Consider the following 20,789-nt stretch of genomic DNA (forward strand, 5'->3'; position numbering starts at 1 on the left):
GTAAAAGAGTGATTGAACTTACTAGTTGAAATGGGGTGCTGAAATGAATCTATTATTCAAGGTTATTAAGGGTTTAACAGCCATTATTCGTTGGGGAGCCATCATAACAATCTTTTTGATGATGGCATTGATTGCTTGCTCAGTAATCTCCAGAGGTGTTATCAACAAACCAATAATTGGAGATTACGAACTTGTGCAATTAATGATGGTCGTCTTGGTAGGATTAGGGATTGCCTATTCGGAAAGTGTTGATGCGCATATAAAGGTCGGTTTGTTAGTGGACCGGTTTAATAAACGAGTACAGGCGGCATTTAATATTTTCGGTTACATTTTAGTAAGTGCCATTTGTTTTGTTGTCGGCACGATTCAAATTGGAGCAGGATTAAAGGCTCTTCATACCTTTTTAGTTTCTACCACGATTCTCCATGTTCCGCATTACCCGTTTCAATTTTTACTAGGAATTGGCTTTTTCCTCTGGGGATTGGAGTCCTTGGTGAAAATTATCAACAACATCGTTGAACTTACGACTGGAAAAGTTGTGGAACAAGAACAAGAGGGGAGTGAAGTCAGTGTCATTTGAGATGTTGGGACTATTAGCGATTCTTTTAATGTTTGTACTAATGTTTTTAAGGGTTCCGATTGCCATTTCTATGACTCTGCCTGGCATATTGGGAATTCTATACCTTCGAGGACCGGTTGCCCTTGAATCTGCCATTGAATCGATTACATGGACACAAAGCTTTAGTTATACATTTAGTACTGTTCCGATGTTTATGTTAATGGGAGAGCTGTTATTTATCTCGGGGATCAGCACGGATTTATTTGATACTTTTCGTAAATGGTTTGGCAATTTCAAAGGAGGTCTAGCTACTTCCACCATCGGTGCTTCCGCCTTATTTGCTGCAGCTTCCGGTTCGAGTGTGGCATCCACAGGAACCATGGGGGTTATCGCTCACAAGGAGATGCAAAGATCTGGGTACAATGACAAATTCAGCAGCGGAACCATCGCTGCAGGAGGCACATTGGGTATTCTAATCCCTCCAAGCGGAGCGTTCATCATTTATGGAATCCTGACAGAACAATCCATCGGGAAGCTATTGATTGCTGGTATCATCCCAGGCATTGTTTTAACTGTCCTATTTATAATGACGATTTTAATTACAGTTAAATTTCAGCCTCATTTAGCTCCTGATATGAATATGAAATACTCTTGGAAGGAAAAACTTGTAGCCTTAAAGTCTACTCTTTGGATATTGGTATTATTTGCTATTGTTATAGGCGGCATGTATGCGGGATGGTTTAGTCCAACGGAGGCAGCCGGAGTTGGAGCAGCAGTTTCCGTCATCCTTGCCATGGCCAAAAGAAAATTGAACCTAAAATCCTTGATTACGGCTCTTGAAAGAACACTTCGATCCACGGGTTTTCTGTTTGCCATTATCATTGGCGCGTTTATCTTAAATTATTTCTTGGCCTTAACAGGTCTCCCTAAATACTTGGCCTCTTTTATTACTTCATTGGATGTTCCATGGTGGGTTGTTATGCTATTGATTCTAGCGATGTATTTCGTATTGGGCTGTGTAATGGATTCATTAGCGATGATTGTCATTACCATGCCAATTATCGTTCCTATCATCCAAGCTTTGGGTTTTGATTTGATTTGGTTCGGCGTCTGGATTGTCGTGATTATCGAGCTTGCGTTGATTACACCACCGGTAGGAATGAATTGTTTTGTTTTAAAGGGGGCAGTACCAGAATTGCGCCTTGAAGATATCTTCAAGGGAGCATTACGTTTTGTCGTCCCAATCATCGTTATGCTCGTTTTGTTGGTGCTGTTTCCTAATATGGCACTATGGCTGCCTAATCATATGTAGATATCAAGTGAGTTCAACAGCATGGAGGATTGTTTAGCCTATAAGCTAAATCTCCTTCATACAAAGTGTCTGATATTGAAAAATGATTCATCTTTTAAGTTTTAAAAAAACACATTGGAAAATTCTTATACTCTTGAGGTGGATGCCTATGTCCGACATATCCAATAAAGGAATAGAGCTAATACAACTCGACACTGGCTCACCCGTGGGGTCAATAAATACGTATTTACTATTTGGCGAGAAATTAACGCTTATCGATACTGGGGCCAATTTATCAAAAAATTGGGCCATGTTGACAAAGTCATTAGAGAAATTGCAGTTAACCCTTCATGATATTGACCAGGTGTTGCTGACACATCATCATATCGATCACGTTGGGTTGTTAGACCGTATTTTAGAGTGCCATCCCATCCCTATATTAGGACACCCGAATAATCGCCCTTGGCTGCTGCCAGACAAACAGTTTGTGGAATGGCACCATGAATTTTTTCATCGGTTTCTTTCTGAATTTGGCTTGCCAGCACAACTGTGTGGAACAGGCAAACTGTTTTTCGAAAAATTACAGCAATTGTCCTGCAGCAATGTGGATCTTACCGTGGAACTAAATGAAGGAGATTCCATACCAGGATTACCCGAGTGGCAAATTATTGAGACAAAGGGGCATGCCCAAAGTCACATTTCCTTCTATCGGGAAAGTGATCAGTTGTTGATTGCAGGAGACCATATTATTAAACACATTTCATCCAATGCAGCGATTGAGCCGCCTCTAACACCAAGTGAAAATAGGGCAACTCCGTTAATCCAATACATGAGTAATCTAAAAAAATGCGTCGAAATCCCCATTGATACGATATTAACAGGTCACGGCACACCAGTGATGAACCTGCAAGAACTTGTTGAGGAACGATTGGACGATATTGAAAAACGTGCAGCCGTGATAAAAGGTATCATAAGCGAAAAATTCAAAACTGGGTTTGAGATTGTTCAGGAATTATTTTCACCAAAGACGGTGAAGGAACAATTAATGTTAGTTGTTTATGAAGCAACAGGTCATCTCGACCTGCTGGTGGAGCGCGGTGAAGTGGAAGAAATCACGAAATATGGGGTTAAATATTTTCGTTCTATAAAAAAGGAGCTGATGAAACGATGAATTTTGAGTACACAGACAAGGTAAAGAGACTTCAGGCTGAAGTTACGGAATTTATGGAGCAATATGTGTATCCGGCTGAAAAAGTGTATGAGCAGCAATTAAATGAATTCCCGACTAGATGGCAAATACCGGCAATCGTAGATGAACTTAAAGAAAAAGCAAAAGAAAAAGGATTATGGAATCTCTTTTTGCCCGATAGTAAATACGGTTATGGACTCACGAATCTAGAATTTGCTCCGTTAATGGAAATCATGGGCCGCTCTCCTTACTTAGGACCAGAGGTGTTTAATTGTAGTGCCCCAGACACAGGGAATATGGAAGTAATCGACCGATATGGGACTGAGGAACAGAAGGAACAGTGGCTTGTTCCTCTTCTCGAAGGCAAAATCAGATCTGCTTTTGCCATGACGGAACCGCTTGTTGCTTCTTCTGATGCAAGAAATATCCAATCCAGTATTGTAAGAGATGGGGATGAGTATGTCATAAACGGTCGTAAATGGTGGACATCTGGAGCTCCAGATCCCCGATGTAAAGTTTTCATTTTTATGGGTAAAACGGATCCGACTGCACCGACATATGAACAACAATCTATGATTCTAGTACCTGCAGATTCTCCAGGCATAACAATCGTTCGTAATCTTAATGTTTATGGTTTTGATGATGCTCCTCATGGACATGGCGAAGTTTTGTTTGAGAATGTCCGTGTTCCTGTAAGTAATATCCTTTGGGGTGAAGGGAAAGGCTTTGCGATTGCGCAAGGAAGACTGGGGCCAGGCCGTATCCATCATTGTATGCGGATGATTGGTTTAGCTGAAAGAGCGCTAGAACTAATGATAAAACGAGCCCAAGAGCGGGTTGCTTTTGGAGGTACACTTGTTGACAAAGGCGTTATTCGTCAATGGATTGCGGATTCACGTATTGAAATCGATCAGGCAAGACTCTTAACTTTAAAAGCAGCAGATATGATGGATAAAGTAGGAAATAAAGAAGCAAAGAAAGAAATAGCCATGATTAAGGTGGTTGCCCCTGAAGTTGCTACAAAAGTAATTGATCGTGCCATTCAGGTTCATGGCGGCGGAGGTGTCAGCCAAGAGTTTCCTCTTGCCAGACATTGGACTTACGCTCGTATTGTTCGCTTAGCTGATGGACCAAATGAAGTTCACCGGGAGGCAATTGCCAAACAGGAAGTAAGACAGTTTTCCAGCAAACAATAATGTGTACATTCATTGGCTCCTTTTCCTCTAACTCTATCACTCAACTAACCATGAATATGAAGGAGCCATTTCGGTAAATTAAGGAGATTCATTTAGGAGGGATATTGTTGTCGAAAAAACGTCCATCATTTCTAGGGAACACCGCGATAGCAGGAGTAGGCTATACGGAATTTTCAAGACAATCTGGCAAGTCCGTTCTTCAACTTGCGTCAGATGCTTGTGTCAATGCAGTCGTTGAATCGGGTTTGGAATTGAAAGATATAGACGGAGTGGTTAGCTTTAGTGTACTCGGGGACTCCGTCTCTAGTGAATCAGTGGCGACCGCACTTGCCTTGCCGAAACAGAATTATATACTCAATTTGAATACAGGAGGTCAAGCTCCTGCCTATGCTGTCATGCTTGCAGCCATGGCCATAGAAGCGGGGCTCGCTGAAAATATCCTGGTGTTTCGAGCACTGAATGGCAGAAGCGGCAAACGAATTGGCGGTATGACGGTGGCTGGAGAAGCAGCTCAATTTCGCGATCCGATTGGGTATATGGGACAGCCTTCCTTTGCAGCGATGTGGGCACGCCGTTACATGATTGAGACAGGTGCAACCATCGAAGATATTGCTGCAGTCCCCATTGCTCAGCGAAAGTTTGCGCTGCTGAATGAGCGTGCGATTATCCAAAAGCCGCTGACCTTTGAGGATTACTTGGATAGCCCGATGATTGCAGACCCTTTCCGCAAGGCTGATTGCACCACTGAGGTTGATGGTGCAGTTGCGGTGTTAGTAACGTCAGTAAAAAATGCCCGCCAATTAAATCATCCTCCAGTCATCATCGAAGGGGCTGCATATGTTTGCGGACCAAGATCAGGTCTTGATATGAATGATAAATTGCTTTGGGATGACATTACAACGAACTATACCAATCTATTGGCTCAGCCCTTATGGGAAAGTGCAGGAATCACCCCAAAAGAAGTAGACTTTGCCGAGTTTTATGATTGTTTTTCAAGTGCCGTATTATTTGCCTTGGAAGGTCTGGGCTTTACTGGACGAGGGGAAGCAGGGGCCTTTGTTCGGGCGGGAGAGACAGGACTTGGCGGAAGGCTGCCGGTGAATACGCATGGCGGACTCCTTTGTGAAGGATATATACATGGGATGAATTCAGTAGCTGAGGCGGTTATGCAGTTACAGGGAAGAAGCGGATCCCGACAGGTGGCGAATGCGAATATCGGCGTTGTTACCAGCGGAAACCAAGCCGACGGTTCAGCACTCATTTTAAGGAGGGATTAAAGATGACTCAAAAACAGAGTACGGGAATTACTCCGGAAATGACCCCAGAAAGTGAATTTTGGTGGGAGAAAATCAGCGAACATGAGCTTCATGTTCAGGCATGTCATGATTGTGAAAAGAAATGGTTTCCACCTGTATACCGCTGTCCTTACTGCGCAAGTAAGAACTGGGAATGGGTTAAGACTTCTGGGCAGGGAAAGGTGTTCTCCTGGACTGTTGTCCATCGTGCATTTGACCCGGCCTTTGCTGAAGACTTACCCTACACGGTCCTTACTGTCGAATTAGAGGAAGGGGCCAAGATATTAGGAAGATTAATTCCTAGCGATGATCGGTTCTCGCTGAAAGCGGATATGCCGGTTAAAGCAACGTTTTACAAGGTTGGGGATCAAACTTTACTTGGCTTTGCAAAGATTTAATACTTTGTGTCTTTTCATTGAGTACACGGGATTTACCCGCTACATTATCATGTAAGGGTTCTCGGGAAATGTAGAAATTGACTGTCCTAGAAAGAGGTTTAAATACAACTATACAAGAGGTGGTAATTGAAAGATGAAACAGTTGCTTTGTAGGGTAGATGACCTCCTATCAGGAGAAAAGAAAACCTTTAAAATTAAGAACCGTGAAATTGTCTTGGTTAGAAACGGAAATGATTTTTATGCAGTAAGTGGTATTTGTCCACACCAAGCAGCGTCGATGGGAGAAGGAGCACTGAAAGGGACAACATTAGAATCGGACGTAGGGGTTTATTGCTTTGGGAAGGAGAATCTGGTGCTGACTTGTCCTTGGCATCATTATGAATTTGATGTTACAACAGGCAAATCACTCTTCGATTGTAACTATAAACTGAAAAGCTACAGTGTTGAAGTGGCAGAAGAAAATGTATTAATTGACATTTAGGGGTTTCGTCAAAATTCTTGGTGAAATCGTGGATTACCTATAATTTATTGAATTTTCAAACCTATATGGAGGGGATTTACTATGGCAATGACCCAGGAAGAATTAACTAAAAAGGGAAACTCGCTTAAAGTGATTGATTGTGATGTTCATGTACATGAAAATTCGTTTGATGAATTGATAGAATACATGGATAATCATTGGAAGAATTTCGCCAAATCTGCCTCGCAGTTCAGACAAGTAATGAGTATTAGCTATGCGATTGTGGCAAATGGAGGAGTCCGAAAAGATTCATGGACCCCAGACGGCGCCTATCCTGGAACATCTCCTGATTTCTTGAGAAAACAATTGATGGAAGAACACGGTGTAAATATGGCGGTATTGTACCCGAACGATACCTTCTGTTTGAATAGCTTGCCGCAGGATCATTGGGCTTCTGCCATAGGTGCTGCGTTAAACGATTGGTTAATTGACCGCTGGTTATCAAAGGATCCCCGTTTCAAAGGAACAGTTTCCATTGCTGCGGCCGATCCGATTGCTGCAGCGCGTGAAATCGACCGTGTTGGCGGACACCCGCAAATGGTTCAAGTTGGATTGGCGATTCATTCCCCGCACCGTGGCTATGGAGATTCTTTCTATGATCCGATTTGGGAAGCGGCCGTCCGCAATAATTTGGTCTGTACCTTCCATGTTTCCTTGCCGGGGGGACAAAACAAGTATCACGCCACTGGTGCACAAAAATACTACGGGGAATACCAAACGCTTAATTGCTTAACCTTTCAGGCGCAAATGGCCAGTATGGTTTTTGGCGGTGTTTTCGAGAAATTCCCGGAACTAAAGGTTGGTTTTGTTGAAGGCGGCTTTGGCTGGGTGCCAAACATGATGTACACAATGGATACTCACTGGAAAGCTTTGCGTCTGGAAACCCCATGGGTGAAGCGTTATCCGAGTGAATATGTAAAGGAGCATTTCTGGTTTGGAACACAACCATTTATCGAGTCTCATGAGGATCCGCAAAACATCGTAAAACTAATTGAAATGATTGGAACGGATCGTTTGATCTTTTCTAGCGATTATCCACACTGGGAGTTTGACGCACCGAAGGCCGCCTTTAATAAAATTCCGGCTGACCTGCGGAGAAAAATCTTATTTGATAACCCAGTAGCCTATTTGGGGCTTTCTGCAAAGGATTTGAAAATCATTGAGGATGCAGCTAGTAAACAATAACCACATTATGGCAACGCAGGGATCTTTCAAAGATGATAATAATTTTAAGAATCTACCCTTTAGGGAGGAATATCGTAAATGAAGAACCGGACCAAAGGATCTTTGTATAGTTTTGCCGCTATTATTCTAGCACTCTCGATGATTTTAACAGCCTGTGGTGGAAATCAAACATCAAGTACCTCAAATGCAAAAGGGAATGGGAACAAGACCGGTGGAAAATCAACGGAGTTAATATTTGGAATAGCGGTTCCAGCTTCTCATGTTATTAATGTAAAAGGTATTGAACCTTGGGCTGAGAAAGTAAAGCAAGAAACGAATGGATCAGCAACTATTAATATTCAGGCAGGAGGAGTATTAGGGGGCACAAAAACGGTTATCCAGGATGTCAGCGGCGGCGTATACGACATAGGCTTAGCTGTTGGTAAATTCTTCCCTGACTCACCTCTCTTTAAATCAACTGTGCTAGATTTACCGTTCTTATTTTCCAAGTCAGATGATCATCTTTTAAAGGCGAAAATCGCAAAGAAGTTTATGGAGAAGTATTTAGAAGAAGATTTAAAGAAATTAGGAGTGAAAATCGTAAGTATTTATCTCTCTGACCCTGCCGTTCTTGCGAGCACAAAACCGATTCGTACAGTAGAAGACCTGAAAGGCAAGAAAACACAATTCGACTTGCCCAGCTATGAGCCGTTATTTAAATCATGGGGGGCTGTACCAGTCTCTATGGCTATTGAGGATATTTATTCTGGACTTGAAAAAGGGACTATGGACGTGGCCATTTATGCATTTGGGGGCATGTACTCACAAAAGTTTTATGAACCTGCACCATATATTACAAACTTACCAGTGTCCAACTCAGTTCAAGCCGTTATCATGAATCAGGCTAAATGGGATAGTTTGTCTCCTGAGACCCAGAAAAAGTTTGACGAATCTCTAGATGCAAATTTAGAAGAAGCCCTTAATGTTGCTTATGCTGATGGGGCCAAAGAAAGCAAAGAAAAGATTAAAGCTGAATTAAAAGGAAAAGGAGAAATTATTGAACTTTCTCCTAAGGAGTTAGCGAAGTTTACTGCACCTGCCGAAGCCGTCTGGAAGGAATGGATTAAGGAAGCAGATAAAAAGGGTTATGACGGGAAAAAGCTGGTCGATGGTGTCCTGAAGATTATGGAAGAAGAAGGGCTTGAGCCTCCGTTTGAGTTTAAAAACTGATTAGTTCTGTTATCCGATTTTAAAGAAATAAAAAGCTGTTTCGGCAAATTTAATTTGCCAAACAGCATTTTATTTTTGTTTCGAGGAGGGAAACGTTTATGTCCATTGAAGAAAAGAGTCTATACAAAGCTGCTATTGTAACTGGAGCAGCAAGGGGGATTGGCCGTGAAATTGCACTGACACTGGCTAAAAGAGGTATTGCCGTAGGTTTATGTGATATCTCACCCGATGTTCGGAAAACACTTGAAGAAATTCAGTCCTTGGGAGTCGCTTGTGCTGCAGAAGTAGTCGATATTTCTAATGAAAATGATGTGGAGCGCGCATACGAAAGTATTTCCAAAACGCTTGGTCCCATTGATGTTCTCGTCAATAATGCCGGTATTGGCCGATTGAACGCTTTAGTAGATTACAGTGTTTCTGAATGGGATCAAACCTTTGCTGTCAATGTCCGAGGCCCCTTTTTACTCAGCCAAAAGGTCCTCCCAAAAATGATGGAACAGAAAAACGGACTGATTGTTAACATCGCTTCGATATGGGGATTAAGGGGGGCGAGCGGCCGTGCCGCTTACGCCGCCTCGAAGCACGCATTGGTTGGGATGAGCAAATGTTTGTCCGAAGAGTGTCATCCCTATCGGGTTCGTGTCATTACATTATGTCCGGGGAATGTATTGACAGATTTAGCAAACGGAACAGACGCTGATACAACCGATTGGATGCATCCAAAAGATGTTGCGGATGTAGTGGGATTTTTGTGTGAACCAGGCAGCCGGGCCATTGTAAGAAATACCATTGAGGTTAACGGATGGGGTAGACCACCTGAATTTAAGTGAAATTCTATATAAAGGCCTTCGTAGAATAACTTTATTTGGACTTATAGGAGGTATTATATGTATAAAGGGATATGGACATTTGGTAAAGTAGTAGAATTTCGTACGAAAACCTCTCCTTTTAAACGATTTGTCCGCTTTGAACATACTGATGTTACTTATAATGAGTTTCATAAAAATGGAAACAAAGTTGCCGATTTTATGAAGTCACTGGGATTGTCGAAGGGACAAACCTGTGCTGTTATGTTACCAAATTGCCCAGAGTTTCTCTTTACATGGCTGGGGCTGTCACGGATTGGCGTCATTGAGGTTCCTATCAATACCTCTTTTAGAGGTGATCTTTTGACTTACATGCTTAATAAAGCTGAATGTCAGGCCATCGTGATTTCAGCAGATTTGGTAGACCGTGTGGAGGCTGTTATAGGAGAATTAGAGAATTTGCGTCATATTATCATCGTTGGCGGCTTTTCTAAGTCTAGTGTAGATTCCGTATCTGTTCATTCCTTTGAGGAATTACTCTCTCAAGCTAGTGATTCGGAGATCGATGTAGAAATCACCCCAGATGATCCTTCTGTTATCCTTTTTACATCGGGTACCACAGGTCCGTCAAAGGGAGTTGTATTGACACACATCCATAACTTTAAACTTGCTGAAAATTGTTGTGAAATCATGGATTATGGACCGGAGGACCGTTTATTCACTGGATATCCGCTATTTCATGGGAATGCACGTTTTACGACGGTTCTGGCAGCATTGCTGGCTGACAGCGATGTCGTCCTGCATGAGAAATTTTCTACTTCGAAATTTTGGGATATTTGCCGAGCTGAGAAAATAACCTCGTTTAATGCTCTTGGTTCGCTTTTCACTTTACTTATGAAGCTGCCAGAGAGGCCGGATGATGCAGATCATTTGGTTCGAAAAGCTTATGGCGGACCCACTCCTCCAGAACTTTATGATGCTTTCCGGGAAAGGTTTAATGTAAAAGTGACTGAAATTTATGGCTTAACAGAAGTGGGTACTGTGACGAACAATCTTGCAGATTCCTTCAGGAAAGGCTCTTGTGGCCGCGCAGTTCCTTTCTACGAAATAGAGATTCACGATGAAGATGACCGCCCTTGTCCACAGGGTGTAGCGGGTGAGATTGTGCTTCGTCCAAAGGAACCGGGAGTTATGTTTACGGGTTATTACAAGATGGAAAAAGAAACAGTGGAAGCATGGAAAAATCTCTGGTTCCATTCCGGGGACCGGGGAATGAAAGATGAGGATGGCTATATTTACTTTATTGACCGGAAAAAAGATGCCATTCGAAGAAGAGGGGAGAACATTTCCTCCTATGAGGTAGAGCGGGTCATCAATTCTCATCCTAGTGTATATGATTCTGCTGCGGTTGGGGTTCCTGCTGAAAATAATGGCGATGAAGAGGTACTTGCCGTAATTATGGTCAAAGATGGTGCAACACTAGAACCTGAAGAGTTGCTTGAGTTTTGTAAACCAAGAATGGCCCATTTTGCTATTCCACGGTATATAAGGCTCGTAAAAGAGTTACCTAGAAATACGTCCCAAAGGGTAGAAAAATATAAACTTCGTCAGGAAGGTATTACTTTGGATACTTGGGACCGTGAGCGCGCCGGCTATGAAGTTCAAAGTTAAAAACCATTTTCATAGAAACGGATGGGTTTAGACAGTATTTTCAGGAGGTATGACGTTTGGGCAAATTAAAAGGTAAAGTGGCTGTTGTAACTGGAGCCGGCTCTGGTATAGGGCGTGCGAGTGCAAAATTACTTGCAAAAGAAGGGGCTAAAGTTGTTTTAGCCGAGTTTAATGAAGCTACGATGAATGAAGTATTGGATGAAATTAATTCTAACGGTGGAGTTGCTGTAGCAATTAAAACAGATGTATCAAAAGAATCTGATTGTGAGAAAATGATCAGCAAGGCATTAGATGAATATGGAAGACTGGATATCTTAGCAAATGTTGCTGGTGTTACGGATAGGATGACTTCCATTGAAAATTACTCCAATGAATTACTTGAACGTGTCATGGCGGTTAACGTAAATGGGCCATTTTTTGCAGCACGCGCAGCAGTCAGAGTATTCAAAAAGCAGGAAACAGGTGGGACGATTGTGAATATCGCTTCTGTTGCAGGTACTTTTGGAGCCCGTGGCGGTACAGGGTATACCATGGCAAAACATGCAGTTATTGGTCTCACTAAAAACATAGCGGCGTTTTATGGTAGGAATAACGGAAAAATCCGGGCAAATGCAATTGCCCCTGGGTCTATCTTAACCAATATTACTCCAAAGGATACTTCGAGCATAGATGAGATAGGCATGGCGGCGTTCACGGACCTCGGTCCATTTAATAGAGGAGTTCCAGAAGATATAGCCGCTGCAGTGTTATTCCTCGCTTCTGATGATTCCAAATTTGTAAATGGTGAAGTTTTAACAGTGGATAGTGCTTGGACGGTTCGGTGAACATATTATTTTAAAAAAGAAACGAACCCACCCCTTAGGCATGGGTTCGTTTCTTGTAATAGTTAAATCTAATATTCCATCAGTTCTGGACTAACCGTACAAGCATGTGTGCCAGCTTGTGCTGTTCTTCCTCCGTACCCACGTTCCAAAGCTCCTGTAATAAGCGTTCCTCGGAATTTTTAGGCGGAACTTTATCTGCTAGGTACTCTGCCACTTTTTGAGCCGAATTGGCTAATTGCTCTTCGTCCATGCCTAGCTTTTTACCTAAATTAATTTTACCTCTCAAATATTCCCTAAAATCATCAAAACTTGTTAAAGAATCTCCGTTTTTGTACATATGAGTTTCTATTTCTTGCTCATTTAACTGCTTGTCCATAAAAGTCACTCCTTTTTAGGTTGTACCCTGTGCGTACCCTCTGCTGGACAAAACAAAACCTTTTTTCGGAGAAACGGCTAATTTCGAGAAGTGGTCCCCCGAAGGATTGGCGTTGGAATTGTGATAAATTTCTCTTAGGTCGTATCTACTATAATTTTGCGGGATTGCGTCAGTAAAATATGAAACTTTTTGAAAATAAAACAGTATATTGAATATGATGTTTTTTGGAAGGTGGGGGGCAGGGATGAGTATTTTGGCAAGATTTAAAGAGATTATGACCAGCAACATTAATGCGTTGTTGGATAAGGCGGATGACCCAGAGAAAATGATTGATCAGTATTTGCAGAATTTGAAGAAGGATTTTGGTAAAGTAAAAGCAGAAAAGGCGTTGGTAATGGCGGAGGAGCAACGGGCAAAACGGAAGCTGGATGAGTGCCAGGATGAGATAAATAAAATGGAGCGCTACACTCTCAAGGCGCAGGAGAGGGACGCAAGGAAGTTCCAGGAAAAAAAAGCGCTGCTAACAGCCGAATTATCGGAACTTCAAACAACGTACCAGTTGTCAACTGAAAAATCCAACCAAATGAAGCAAATGCATGATAAACTGATGAAGGAAATCGAGGAGTGGGAGCGGGCAAGATTATCCTGAAGACCAGATGGCAGATTTGAATTTGTTCATACAAGAGAGGTGAGGGGGACATGATCCTCCATTATAAATGCCCCGGCTGCGGGAGTGATATGAGCTTTGATGCCGATTCAGGTGAGTTAACCTGTGAAGCTTGCGGCCGGCACGAAAATATTGAACATTATCCGGAAGAATTGAAATCACTTCGGTTTTCAGAGGATGAGGCAAATGAGTACCATTGCGAGAATTGCGGTGCTGTGCTCATAACCGAGGCGGAAACAACGGCGACCCATTGCAGCTTCTGCGGTGCGGGTGTTGTGATTGCTGACCGATTATCAGGTAATTTGGCACCGGCAAAGGTCATTCCTTTTACCATTAGCAAGGAACAGGCCACAACGGCGTTTCAAAAGTGGTGCAGAAAGGGGTTGCTCACCCCGAAAGGTTTCATGAATGGTGACCGAATCAAAAGTATGACAGGACTGTACGTCCCTTTTTGGCTATATGATTTAAACAGCAAGGTGCAGGTAACTGCAACAGGTACAAGGGTCAGGACCTACACGCAGGGTGATTACATTTATACGGAAACAAAATATTATGATGTTTTTCGCGATATTAACCTTGATTATGTCAAGATTCCTGTTGATGCATCGGAAAAAATGAATGATGAATTAATGGATAAATTAGAGCCGTACCCGTATGACCAATTAAAGGATTTTAAAACCCCGTATTTGGCTGGCTATCTTGCCGAGAAATACAATTATTCAGACGAAGAGCTGCTCCCACGAGCAAAAGACAAAATCAGCGATTATATCGAATCCTATATCCAATCGACATTAACAGGCTATCATTCTATCAGGATAAGAGATAAGCAGATTGATACAAAAAACCAAAAAAGTAATTATGTTCTTTTGCCTGTATGGCTGGTCAGTTATGATTATAACCATTCAAATTATATATTTGCGATGAATGGACAAACGGGCAAGGTTGTCGGCAAACCACCGATTAGCAAAGGAAAAGTGGCCTCGTGGTTTAGCGGTATTGCCGTGGGTACCTTCTTTGCGTTGAAATGTGTCTCCTATTTTATGGGGGGTGGCTTTTGGTGAGTGTGAATGATTTTAAAAAACAAAGCCTGCTGTTCTTTTTAATGGTTTTTCTGTTGGTGCTGCCATTTGGGTTCCCTCAGATGGCGAAAGCGCAAGAATTTGATCGGACGCATTATATTTATGATGATGCTCATTTGCTGACAGAACAGGAAGCGGCGGAACTGCAAACTTTGGCGGCGGATTTGGGAGGACAAAGGGAAACATCCTTTATCATCCTTACGTTGAATGGGACGGATGGAAAGGACATTGTCCAGTATGTGGAGGATTACTATGATGAAAATGCTCCCGGCTATGACCAACCCCATGGAAATACTGCGATACTAGCCATTGATATGCAGGAGCGGGATATCTACTTGGCGGGGTTTAAAAAAGCCGAGCAGTATTTGAATGATGGAAGGCTTGATGTGATTCGCGAGGAAATTACACCTGCTTTATCAGATGGGCAATATTTTCAAGCATTTTCGCAGTTTTTAAATATCTCATATGAATACATGGGCCAAGAGCCAACTAGTGACTCCGGTGGATACACGGACTATGGGTCCAGCGGTGGTTATGTTGGGCAAAATAGCTATGAGACGGGCTCCGATGTGGAAAACATCTTTTTTCAATGGTTGTTTCAATTAATTTCCTCCCTTGTTGTGGCAGGTATCGTTGTTACCATCATGGCCTATCGCTCCGGCGGAAGAGTCACGGTCAATGGCCAGACCTATATGGATCGTAATAAATCGAGAGTACTTAGCAAGTACGATAACTTTACCCATCAAACCGTAACACGGCAAAGAAAACCGCAAAATAATACAAGCAGCGGCGGGGGTGGCGGAATCACTGGCGGCGGCCACTCGCATAGCGGCAGCAGAGGCAAGTTTTAAAAGTGGAAGGGAGTAGTTGATTGATGTCTTTTTTTAAAAATCAATTTGCAAACGTAGTAGAATGGCAGGAATTTCGCGATGATTTGATTTTCTATAAATGGAGCAATCGTGAAATCAAGAAGGGGAGCCGATTGATTATTCGCCCTGGCCAAGATGCCATCTTTTTCAACAATGGAAAAATCGAAGGGGTGTTCCAAGACGAAGGCGAGTATGATATTGAATCGCAAATCATTCCCTTCCTATCAACGTTAAAAGGGTTCAAATTCGGTTTCAACAGCGGCATGCGGGTGGAAGTGCTGTTTGTGAACACAAAGGAATTTGTCGTGAAATGGGGTACGCAAAACGCGATTAATATTCCAGCGCCGGGGCTTCCAGGCGGGATGCCAATCCGGGCAAACGGAACGTTTAATTTTAAAGTGGTAGATTATATTGCGTTAATTGATCAAATTGCCGGCGTCCGTGAGCAATATTTGGTGGAGGATGTCAAAATCCGAATCACCGCCGTCCTTGACCAGCTGTTGATGAAATGGATTACAAAAGAAGGTAAGGATATGTTCAATCTTCAGGCGAATTCCTTCGATATTTCCAAAGGTATTCAAGATGATTTGGATATGCAAATGATCAAAACCGGCATCTCAGTGACCGGATTTAATGTGATGAGCTTCAGCTATCCAAAAGAGATCCAAGACCGCATTACCAAAAATGCTTCGCATGGCATGGTCAGCGATCTTGGCCGCTACCAGCAAATTGAGTTAACCGATGGCATGGCCTCAGGAAAAATGAGCGGCGGTGGGGCGGCATCGGATATGGCCGGAATGATGATGGGAATGAACATCGCGGGCAAAATGCTGAACCAAATGAACCAGCAGCCCCAGAATCAACCTGCACCTCCAGCGCCTGCAGCACCAGCATCGACAGAAGGGCAAAAGCGGCCAAATTTCTGCCCCAATTGTGGTACAAAAAACGAAGGAGCCAACTTCTGTCCAAACTGCGGACAAAAACTTGTTTGATCATCCATCGAAGTCCAAAGGGTCAGCTCCCCAACTCGCTAAAGATTTAACGCGATGGGGTCTGACCTTAAATTTCACAACCTATGGAAAGAGAAGCCATTACCCCGCCATTAAGAAATTGGCGGGTATTTTCATTTTAAAGCCCCTATAAAAATAAGCGTTTTTATTTTAGGAAATACATCTATTTTTCTTTATTAAGGCAGTTTTCGTAAACTTTTTAATTCTACCATGAGCCCGTCCATTCCAAACGTTCTATCCTCAAGTTACTTCCCTTACATAAGAAATCCTCCTATTCAATTAAACACCCAGCTATGCAATTGATGGTCAAAATTCATAAAAATGTTTTTTTGGGTAAATGTCCGTTGACTTAGCGGTTCTTTTGTTATATGGTTAATTACACGAGTAACTAACCAATGTGGTGGTGTGTATTATGGTTTTAAAGATGGATGACAGCCGTCCGATTTTTTTGCAAATTGCCGAGCATATCGAAGACGATATTATCGAAGGCCGGTTGCAGGAGGAATCGCAAGTGCCGTCAACGACTCAATTTGCATCGTTTTTTCAAATCAATCCGGCAACGGCTGCCAAAGGGGTTAATTTGCTGGTTGATGAGAACATTTTGTACAAAAAGCGGGGGATTGGCATGTTTGTATCGACAGGCGCAAAAGCAAGGTTGATGGAGAAACGGAAGGACAGTTTCTACGAACAGTATGTTGTTGCTATGATTCGCGAGGCGGAAAAGCTGGGGATTACGATAGAACAATTGACGGATATGATCCGGAGGGGAGAAGGGACGAAATGAAGAACATTGTTGAAGTCCAAGGGCTGACCAAAAGGTATGGCGGCATCAATGCAGTGGACGATGTCAGCTTTACGATGGAATCGGACAAAATTTACGGATTGCTTGGCCGAAACGGTGCGGGAAAAACAACGATCATGCACATGTTGACGGCGCAGATGTTCCCGACAAGCGGGAAGCTGCACGTGTTCGGGGAGACTCCTTACGAGAACAATCGAGTTTTGAGCAAGGTTTGTTTTATTAAAGAAAGCCAGAAGTATCCCGATCATTTTCGAGTGATCGACGTGCTAGAGTTGTGTCAGTCTATTTTTCCTAATTGGGAGCAGCAATTTGCTGATCAATTGGTGAATGATTTCCGTCTGCCACTGAAATGTCCGATAAAGAAGCTGTCGCGAGGTATGCTGTCGTCGGTCGGCGTCATCATTGGTTTGGCGAGTCGCGCGCCGCTGACGATGTTCGACGAGCCTTACCTAGGGCTGGACGCTGTCGCACGGGAGTTGTTCTATGATCGGTTGATCGAGGATTATGCGGAGCACCCCCGAACAATCGTTTTGTCTACACATTTAATCGACGAGGTGAGCCGGATTTTGGAGCATGTGATTGTCATTGATAACGGCAAGCTAATTCTAAATGAGGATGCAGATGCCATTCGCGGGCAAGCTTACAGCGCCATTGGCCAGATGGAGAAAGTAGAGTCCTTCATTACCGGTCAGGAAACGATCGACCGTAAACTATTCGGCGGCCTATTGTCGGCGACGGTGCTTGGCAGTCTCGATTCAGAAAGGCGGAAGCAAGCCGAATTACTAGGGCTGGAGCTTATCCCGGTATCACTTCAACAGTTGATCGTTCATTTGAACAAACAAAAATCTGATCAAAGGGCGGTGGATATCCGATGAATCGAATTACAGCGGTTATGAAAATTCATGCCAAGGATAAAATGTTATGGTTTATCGTTCCATGGTGTTTTGCGTTACTTCCTGCTTTTATAGTCAATCTCTTAATTGGATGGCTAGCCCAGCTGGAAAAAGGATTATATACCGGCGGTTTGGCTTCCATCTTCATTTGCATGATGGTTGTCGGCATTGTTACGCTGACGAAAAGCTTTCCGTTTGCGCTTGGCCTGAGCATTCGAAGAACGGACTTTTTTCTTGGGACACTCATGATGACCACCGTTGTTTGCTTGGGTATATCCGTCGTGCTTTTGGCGCTTTCGGTTGTGGAGGGTGATTGGGCCTGGGGAGTCGGCCTTCATTTTTTCAATCTTCCTTATTTGAGTGATGGTTCCTTGGTGGAACGGTGGTGGACCTTGTTCGCTACAGCGTTCCATCTGACCTTCCTTGGCTTCGTCATTGTCGCCGTATACCGGCGTTTCGGGAGGATGGGTCTGTTTGTTATGTTTCCCGTTATTTTTCTTGGGGGGTCTGTGCTTGGGTTTTTGTGCACGTATTTCGGCTGGTGGACGGACATTTTCAATTGGCTAAGTGGACATTCCGCCGCCCAATTAGCTTCGTGGTTGTTTGTTGGAGCGGTCATCAATGTCTTCCTGTCGTTTATCATGATTCGCAAAGCAACTGTTTAGCCTGTAACACGCCGTATGGCCGTCCGATTTTTTTCGGGCGGCCTTCGACGTACTAATTTCACTACAATTTTTACAAAGGATTCATTAATATTACTGAAAAGAAGAATCTTTTGGTTCCCTTAATAATGCATTAAGAATTCATTAAGATAACTTATTCATTTATAGCACGTGATATCCTAATGGTGAGTCCGATTTTGAATTAAGCGTTTCTCTTTTTGATAAATGGGGGGCCATTAGATGTCATTCTTACTATCATTTTCTGTTCCGGAAGCGTTAACTAGGGAAGAATTATGAATATTGATACACTCTTACAATATCTTAACGCGTATGGCTATTGGATTATTATCGTCTTTTTATTCTTTGGGATCGTGGGTATTCCCGCACCGGAAGAATCACTGTTATTCTTAATAGGGATGTTGATTGACCAACGCAGTCTGGCCTTTATACCTGCCTTCCTGTCGGCCTTTATCGGTGCTTTTACCGGCATGCTATCAGCCTATATGGCGGGAAAATATATCAGTAGTACTTTTTTCGGTAAATATGGTAAGTACGTTGGATTTACGGAAGAACGCTGGGCAAAAGTGAACAATAAATATATAAAAAATGTCCGCAAAACGATTATATTCGGCTTTTATCTGCCCGGTATCCGGCAAATCAGCCCTTACTTTGCAGGGATGAACAAGATTTCATTGTTGGATTTTCTTTTTTCGTCCTTTCTAGGAACGGTTTTGTGGACACTTCCGTTTATTTTAGCCGGTTATTATGCCGGAAGCGCCTTTCACATTAATCCAAACTATGTTCCCTATTTAGGACTGGTCTTTTTCCTAGTATTCTTGCTGTTCGTTTTGGTGAATTTTTTTAAAAAAAGAAAAGCTTAATACAAAGAGCCGCACCCACTTAAAACTGGGTGCGGCTCTTTTCTTATTGCCGTTCCTGAACTTAAAAATTTCCTGTCACTTTCATTAAAAATTGATGAAAATAAAAAGTTTAAAAAAAATCGATGTTAGATTAAAAGGGTAGTAATCATGTTAAAGATTCCTGCAAACAGGAGAGGATATCGAGATGAAAAAGATTTTGTTTTTACCCTTTTTACAAATGCGCTCAGGGCATCATCAGGTTGCCGAGGCAGTAATGGACATAGTGGAAAAGCAATTAAATGGAACCATGATGAAAAAAGTCGACCTATTAAGCTATGCGAATCCACAGTTTGAGAAAATGATTACGAGCAGTTATTTAAAATGGATTCGCTATGCGCCGGAAACCTATGACCTTGCATATAAGAAATTTTTCTATGCTCCGTCAGCAAACGACCATTCGTTTAAATGGTATCATTATTTCTTTTTGAAAAAAATGGAGAAGCTGTTAATCGAAGAGAAGCCTGATTTAATTGTTTGCACACATGGCTTCCCATCCTATCTTCTCAGCCAGTTAAAAAGAAAGGGAAGATGTGATGTTCCGGTCATCAATGTTTATACGGATTTCTTTATCAACAAATTTTGGGGGAAAGAGGAAATTGAATATCATTTCCTTCCCAGCCAGGACGTAAAACAAGACTTTAGTAAAAAGTATCAAATACCAGAACAAAGGATGATGGTTACGGGTATTCCAGTACATCAGGAAATGACCCAAACCACAAAACAGAAAAAACAAGGGAGCAGGCCAAAAATATTACTCTCTGGTGGAAATAATGGTTTGGGCGGGATTGACAAGCTCTTGGGAAAATCGAAGCAATCCTCACCATTCGACTTCTACGTTCTATGTGGTAACAATCAGAAATTGTACAGCGAAATACGATCATGGAATGTGGGTCATATCAGACCGCTCCCCTACATTTCATCAAGGGCTGAAATGAATCAATTGTATGATGAGATGGACGCGATTGTTACAAAGCCAGGCGGGGTCACCATTAGTGAAGCGCTGCAAAAACGGCTGCCAGTTTTTGTTCAATCCGTCCTTCCGGGACAGGAAGAAATCAACCTGCGGTATTTAACCAAAAAGGGCCTAGTTTTTCAGCTTAGCCAAAAAGATTCGTTTGAACAGGAAATGCTGACTATTTTAAACGACTCAATAAAAATGAATCACTGGGAACAATCCATCAATGCTTATCAACAGGGAATCGAAATCGAAGGACCAACAAGGATCGCCGAAATTATGAACGGGATTTTGGAACATACATCTCTCATTCCTGCAAGACATGGGGAACAGTCGAAAGTTTACCGGCTAGCTAGAGCATAGAATTGTAAGAGGAAAAATGTAATGAAAGAATTGGATAGAAAGGAAATGAG

21 protein-coding genes and 1 pseudogene are annotated in these 20,789 nt (G+C 42.6%); 21 read left to right on the top strand and 1 reads right to left on the bottom strand.

What is annotated here, in order from left to right:
• The first annotated feature begins 43 nt into the window (after nt 1–43).
• From AR334_RS01600 to AR334_RS01655, 12 genes are all read left to right on the top strand, one after another.
• Nucleotides 44–580, top strand: coding sequence for a TRAP transporter small permease subunit (locus AR334_RS01600; protein WP_066304215.1), 537 nt, complete (start codon nt 44–46; stop codon nt 578–580).
• Nucleotides 570–1,871 (top strand): TRAP transporter large permease, encoded by a 1,302-nt coding sequence (locus AR334_RS01605; protein ID WP_066304216.1) that lies wholly within the window; start codon nt 570–572, stop codon nt 1,869–1,871. The genes AR334_RS01600 and AR334_RS01605 overlap by 11 nt, the downstream gene beginning before the upstream one ends.
• A 148-nt stretch (nt 1,872–2,019) precedes the next feature.
• Nucleotides 2,020–3,021 carry an MBL fold metallo-hydrolase gene (locus AR334_RS01610; RefSeq protein WP_066304217.1) on the top strand — a complete coding sequence of 334 codons (1,002 nt, stop codon included), beginning with the start codon at nt 2,020–2,022 and terminating at the stop codon, nt 3,019–3,021.
• Nucleotides 3,018–4,235, top strand: coding sequence for an acyl-CoA dehydrogenase family protein (locus AR334_RS01615; RefSeq protein ID WP_066304218.1), 1,218 nt, complete (start codon nt 3,018–3,020; stop codon nt 4,233–4,235). The genes AR334_RS01610 and AR334_RS01615 overlap by 4 nt, the downstream gene beginning before the upstream one ends.
• Nucleotides 4,236–4,342: 107 nt before the next feature.
• Complete coding sequence (locus tag AR334_RS01620) at nt 4,343–5,512, top strand: hypothetical protein (RefSeq protein ID WP_066304219.1); 1,170 nt, start codon at nt 4,343–4,345, stop codon at nt 5,510–5,512.
• Nucleotides 5,513–5,514: 2 nt separating this feature from the next.
• Entirely contained in the window at nt 5,515–5,928 is a 414-nt protein-coding gene (locus AR334_RS01625; protein WP_066304220.1) for a Zn-ribbon domain-containing OB-fold protein, read from the top strand.
• Nucleotides 5,929–6,061: 133 nt separating this feature from the next.
• A complete protein-coding gene (locus AR334_RS01630) occupies nt 6,062–6,409 on the top strand; it encodes a Rieske (2Fe-2S) protein (protein ID WP_066304221.1) in 348 nt (115 codons plus the stop codon).
• A gap of 81 nt (nt 6,410–6,490) precedes the next feature.
• Complete coding sequence (locus tag AR334_RS01635; protein ID WP_066304222.1) at nt 6,491–7,633, top strand: amidohydrolase family protein; 1,143 nt, start codon at nt 6,491–6,493, stop codon at nt 7,631–7,633.
• Between the two features lie 78 nt (nt 7,634–7,711).
• A complete protein-coding gene (locus AR334_RS01640) occupies nt 7,712–8,842 on the top strand; it encodes a TRAP transporter substrate-binding protein (RefSeq protein WP_066304223.1) in 1,131 nt (376 codons plus the stop codon).
• Nucleotides 8,843–8,940: 98 nt separating this feature from the next.
• A complete protein-coding gene (locus tag AR334_RS01645) occupies nt 8,941–9,672 on the top strand; it encodes an SDR family NAD(P)-dependent oxidoreductase (RefSeq protein ID WP_066304224.1) in 732 nt (243 codons plus the stop codon).
• A gap of 57 nt (nt 9,673–9,729) precedes the next feature.
• On the top strand, nt 9,730–11,319 hold the full coding sequence (locus tag AR334_RS01650) for an AMP-binding protein (RefSeq protein ID WP_066304225.1): 1,590 nt from the start codon (nt 9,730–9,732) through the stop codon (nt 11,317–11,319).
• 56 nt (nt 11,320–11,375) lie between these two features.
• Nucleotides 11,376–12,143: an SDR family NAD(P)-dependent oxidoreductase gene (locus AR334_RS01655; RefSeq protein ID WP_066304226.1), complete on the top strand. Its 768-nt coding sequence runs from the start codon at nt 11,376–11,378 to the stop codon at nt 12,141–12,143.
• Nucleotides 12,144–12,222: 79 nt separating this feature from the next.
• Here the strand turns inward: AR334_RS01655 and AR334_RS01660 are convergent, their stop codons facing one another.
• Nucleotides 12,223–12,519 carry a DUF3243 domain-containing protein gene (locus AR334_RS01660; protein ID WP_066304227.1) on the bottom strand — a complete coding sequence of 99 codons (297 nt, stop codon included), beginning with the start codon at nt 12,517–12,519 and terminating at the stop codon, nt 12,223–12,225.
• 244 nt (nt 12,520–12,763) lie between these two features.
• On the opposite strand from AR334_RS01660, the pseudogene AR334_RS01665 reads away from it, so the two are divergent.
• From AR334_RS01665 to AR334_RS01705, 9 genes and pseudogenes are all read left to right on the top strand, one after another.
• Nucleotides 12,764–13,150, top strand: a pseudogene (locus tag AR334_RS01665) (PspA/IM30 family protein); the annotation flags it as partial.
• Nucleotides 13,151–13,218: 68 nt separating this feature from the next.
• Nucleotides 13,219–14,247, top strand: a complete 1,029-nt coding sequence (locus tag AR334_RS01670) for a TFIIB-type zinc ribbon-containing protein (protein ID WP_066304229.1) — start codon at nt 13,219–13,221, stop codon at nt 14,245–14,247.
• A complete protein-coding gene (locus tag AR334_RS01675) occupies nt 14,244–15,116 on the top strand; it encodes a TPM domain-containing protein (protein ID WP_253701157.1) in 873 nt (290 codons plus the stop codon). The genes AR334_RS01670 and AR334_RS01675 overlap by 4 nt, the downstream gene beginning before the upstream one ends.
• Nucleotides 15,117–15,139: 23 nt before the next feature.
• Nucleotides 15,140–16,126, top strand: coding sequence for an SPFH domain-containing protein (locus tag AR334_RS01680; protein WP_066304231.1), 987 nt, complete (start codon nt 15,140–15,142; stop codon nt 16,124–16,126).
• Between the two features lie 430 nt (nt 16,127–16,556).
• Nucleotides 16,557–16,928: a GntR family transcriptional regulator gene (locus AR334_RS01685; protein WP_066304232.1), complete on the top strand. Its 372-nt coding sequence runs from the start codon at nt 16,557–16,559 to the stop codon at nt 16,926–16,928.
• Nucleotides 16,925–17,821, top strand: a complete 897-nt coding sequence (locus AR334_RS01690) for an ABC transporter ATP-binding protein (protein ID WP_066304233.1) — start codon at nt 16,925–16,927, stop codon at nt 17,819–17,821. Before AR334_RS01685 ends, AR334_RS01690 begins: the two co-directional genes overlap by 4 nt.
• Entirely contained in the window at nt 17,818–18,504 is a 687-nt protein-coding gene (locus AR334_RS01695; protein WP_066304234.1) for a hypothetical protein, read from the top strand. Before AR334_RS01690 ends, AR334_RS01695 begins: the two co-directional genes overlap by 4 nt.
• 290 nt (nt 18,505–18,794) lie before the next feature.
• The gene (locus AR334_RS01700) at nt 18,795–19,382 is read left to right on the top strand and encodes a DedA family protein (protein ID WP_066304235.1); all 588 of its coding nucleotides are present in this window, start codon (nt 18,795–18,797) and stop codon (nt 19,380–19,382) included.
• A 184-nt stretch (nt 19,383–19,566) separates the two neighbouring features.
• Nucleotides 19,567–20,739: a glycosyltransferase gene (locus AR334_RS01705; protein WP_082692732.1), complete on the top strand. Its 1,173-nt coding sequence runs from the start codon at nt 19,567–19,569 to the stop codon at nt 20,737–20,739.
• Nucleotides 20,740–20,789 lie beyond the last annotated feature (50 nt).

Source organism: Bacillus sp. FJAT-29814 (assembly GCF_001510715.1).
In the GTDB taxonomy this organism is placed as follows: Bacteria; Bacillota; Bacilli; order Bacillales; family Cytobacillaceae; genus Neobacillus.

What these genes read in the sequence shown, in the direction of transcription:
- AR334_RS01600 (WP_066304215.1), top strand. Translation starts at nt 44, where the DNA reads ATGAATCTATTATTCAAGGTTATTAAGGGTTTAACAGCCATTATTCGT.
- AR334_RS01610 (WP_066304217.1), top strand. Translation starts at nt 2,020, where the DNA reads ATGTCCGACATATCCAATAAAGGAATAGAGCTAATACAACTCGACACT.
- AR334_RS01615 (WP_066304218.1), top strand. Translation starts at nt 3,018, where the DNA reads ATGAATTTTGAGTACACAGACAAGGTAAAGAGACTTCAGGCTGAAGTT.
- AR334_RS01625 (WP_066304220.1), top strand. Translation starts at nt 5,515, where the DNA reads ATGACTCAAAAACAGAGTACGGGAATTACTCCGGAAATGACCCCAGAA.
- AR334_RS01630 (WP_066304221.1), top strand. Translation starts at nt 6,062, where the DNA reads ATGAAACAGTTGCTTTGTAGGGTAGATGACCTCCTATCAGGAGAAAAG.
- AR334_RS01635 (WP_066304222.1), top strand. Translation starts at nt 6,491, where the DNA reads ATGGCAATGACCCAGGAAGAATTAACTAAAAAGGGAAACTCGCTTAAA.
- AR334_RS01640 (WP_066304223.1), top strand. Translation starts at nt 7,712, where the DNA reads ATGAAGAACCGGACCAAAGGATCTTTGTATAGTTTTGCCGCTATTATT.
- AR334_RS01645 (WP_066304224.1), top strand. Translation starts at nt 8,941, where the DNA reads ATGTCCATTGAAGAAAAGAGTCTATACAAAGCTGCTATTGTAACTGGA.
- AR334_RS01650 (WP_066304225.1), top strand. Translation starts at nt 9,730, where the DNA reads ATGTATAAAGGGATATGGACATTTGGTAAAGTAGTAGAATTTCGTACG.
- AR334_RS01660 (WP_066304227.1), bottom strand. Translation starts at nt 12,519, where the DNA reads ATGGACAAGCAGTTAAATGAGCAAGAAATAGAAACTCATATGTACAAA.
- AR334_RS01670 (WP_066304229.1), top strand. Translation starts at nt 13,219, where the DNA reads ATGATCCTCCATTATAAATGCCCCGGCTGCGGGAGTGATATGAGCTTT.
- AR334_RS01680 (WP_066304231.1), top strand. Translation starts at nt 15,140, where the DNA reads ATGTCTTTTTTTAAAAATCAATTTGCAAACGTAGTAGAATGGCAGGAA.
- AR334_RS01685 (WP_066304232.1), top strand. Translation starts at nt 16,557, where the DNA reads ATGGTTTTAAAGATGGATGACAGCCGTCCGATTTTTTTGCAAATTGCC.
- AR334_RS01690 (WP_066304233.1), top strand. Translation starts at nt 16,925, where the DNA reads ATGAAGAACATTGTTGAAGTCCAAGGGCTGACCAAAAGGTATGGCGGC.
- AR334_RS01695 (WP_066304234.1), top strand. Translation starts at nt 17,818, where the DNA reads ATGAATCGAATTACAGCGGTTATGAAAATTCATGCCAAGGATAAAATG.
- AR334_RS01700 (WP_066304235.1), top strand. Translation starts at nt 18,795, where the DNA reads ATGAATATTGATACACTCTTACAATATCTTAACGCGTATGGCTATTGG.
- AR334_RS01705 (WP_082692732.1), top strand. Translation starts at nt 19,567, where the DNA reads ATGAAAAAGATTTTGTTTTTACCCTTTTTACAAATGCGCTCAGGGCAT.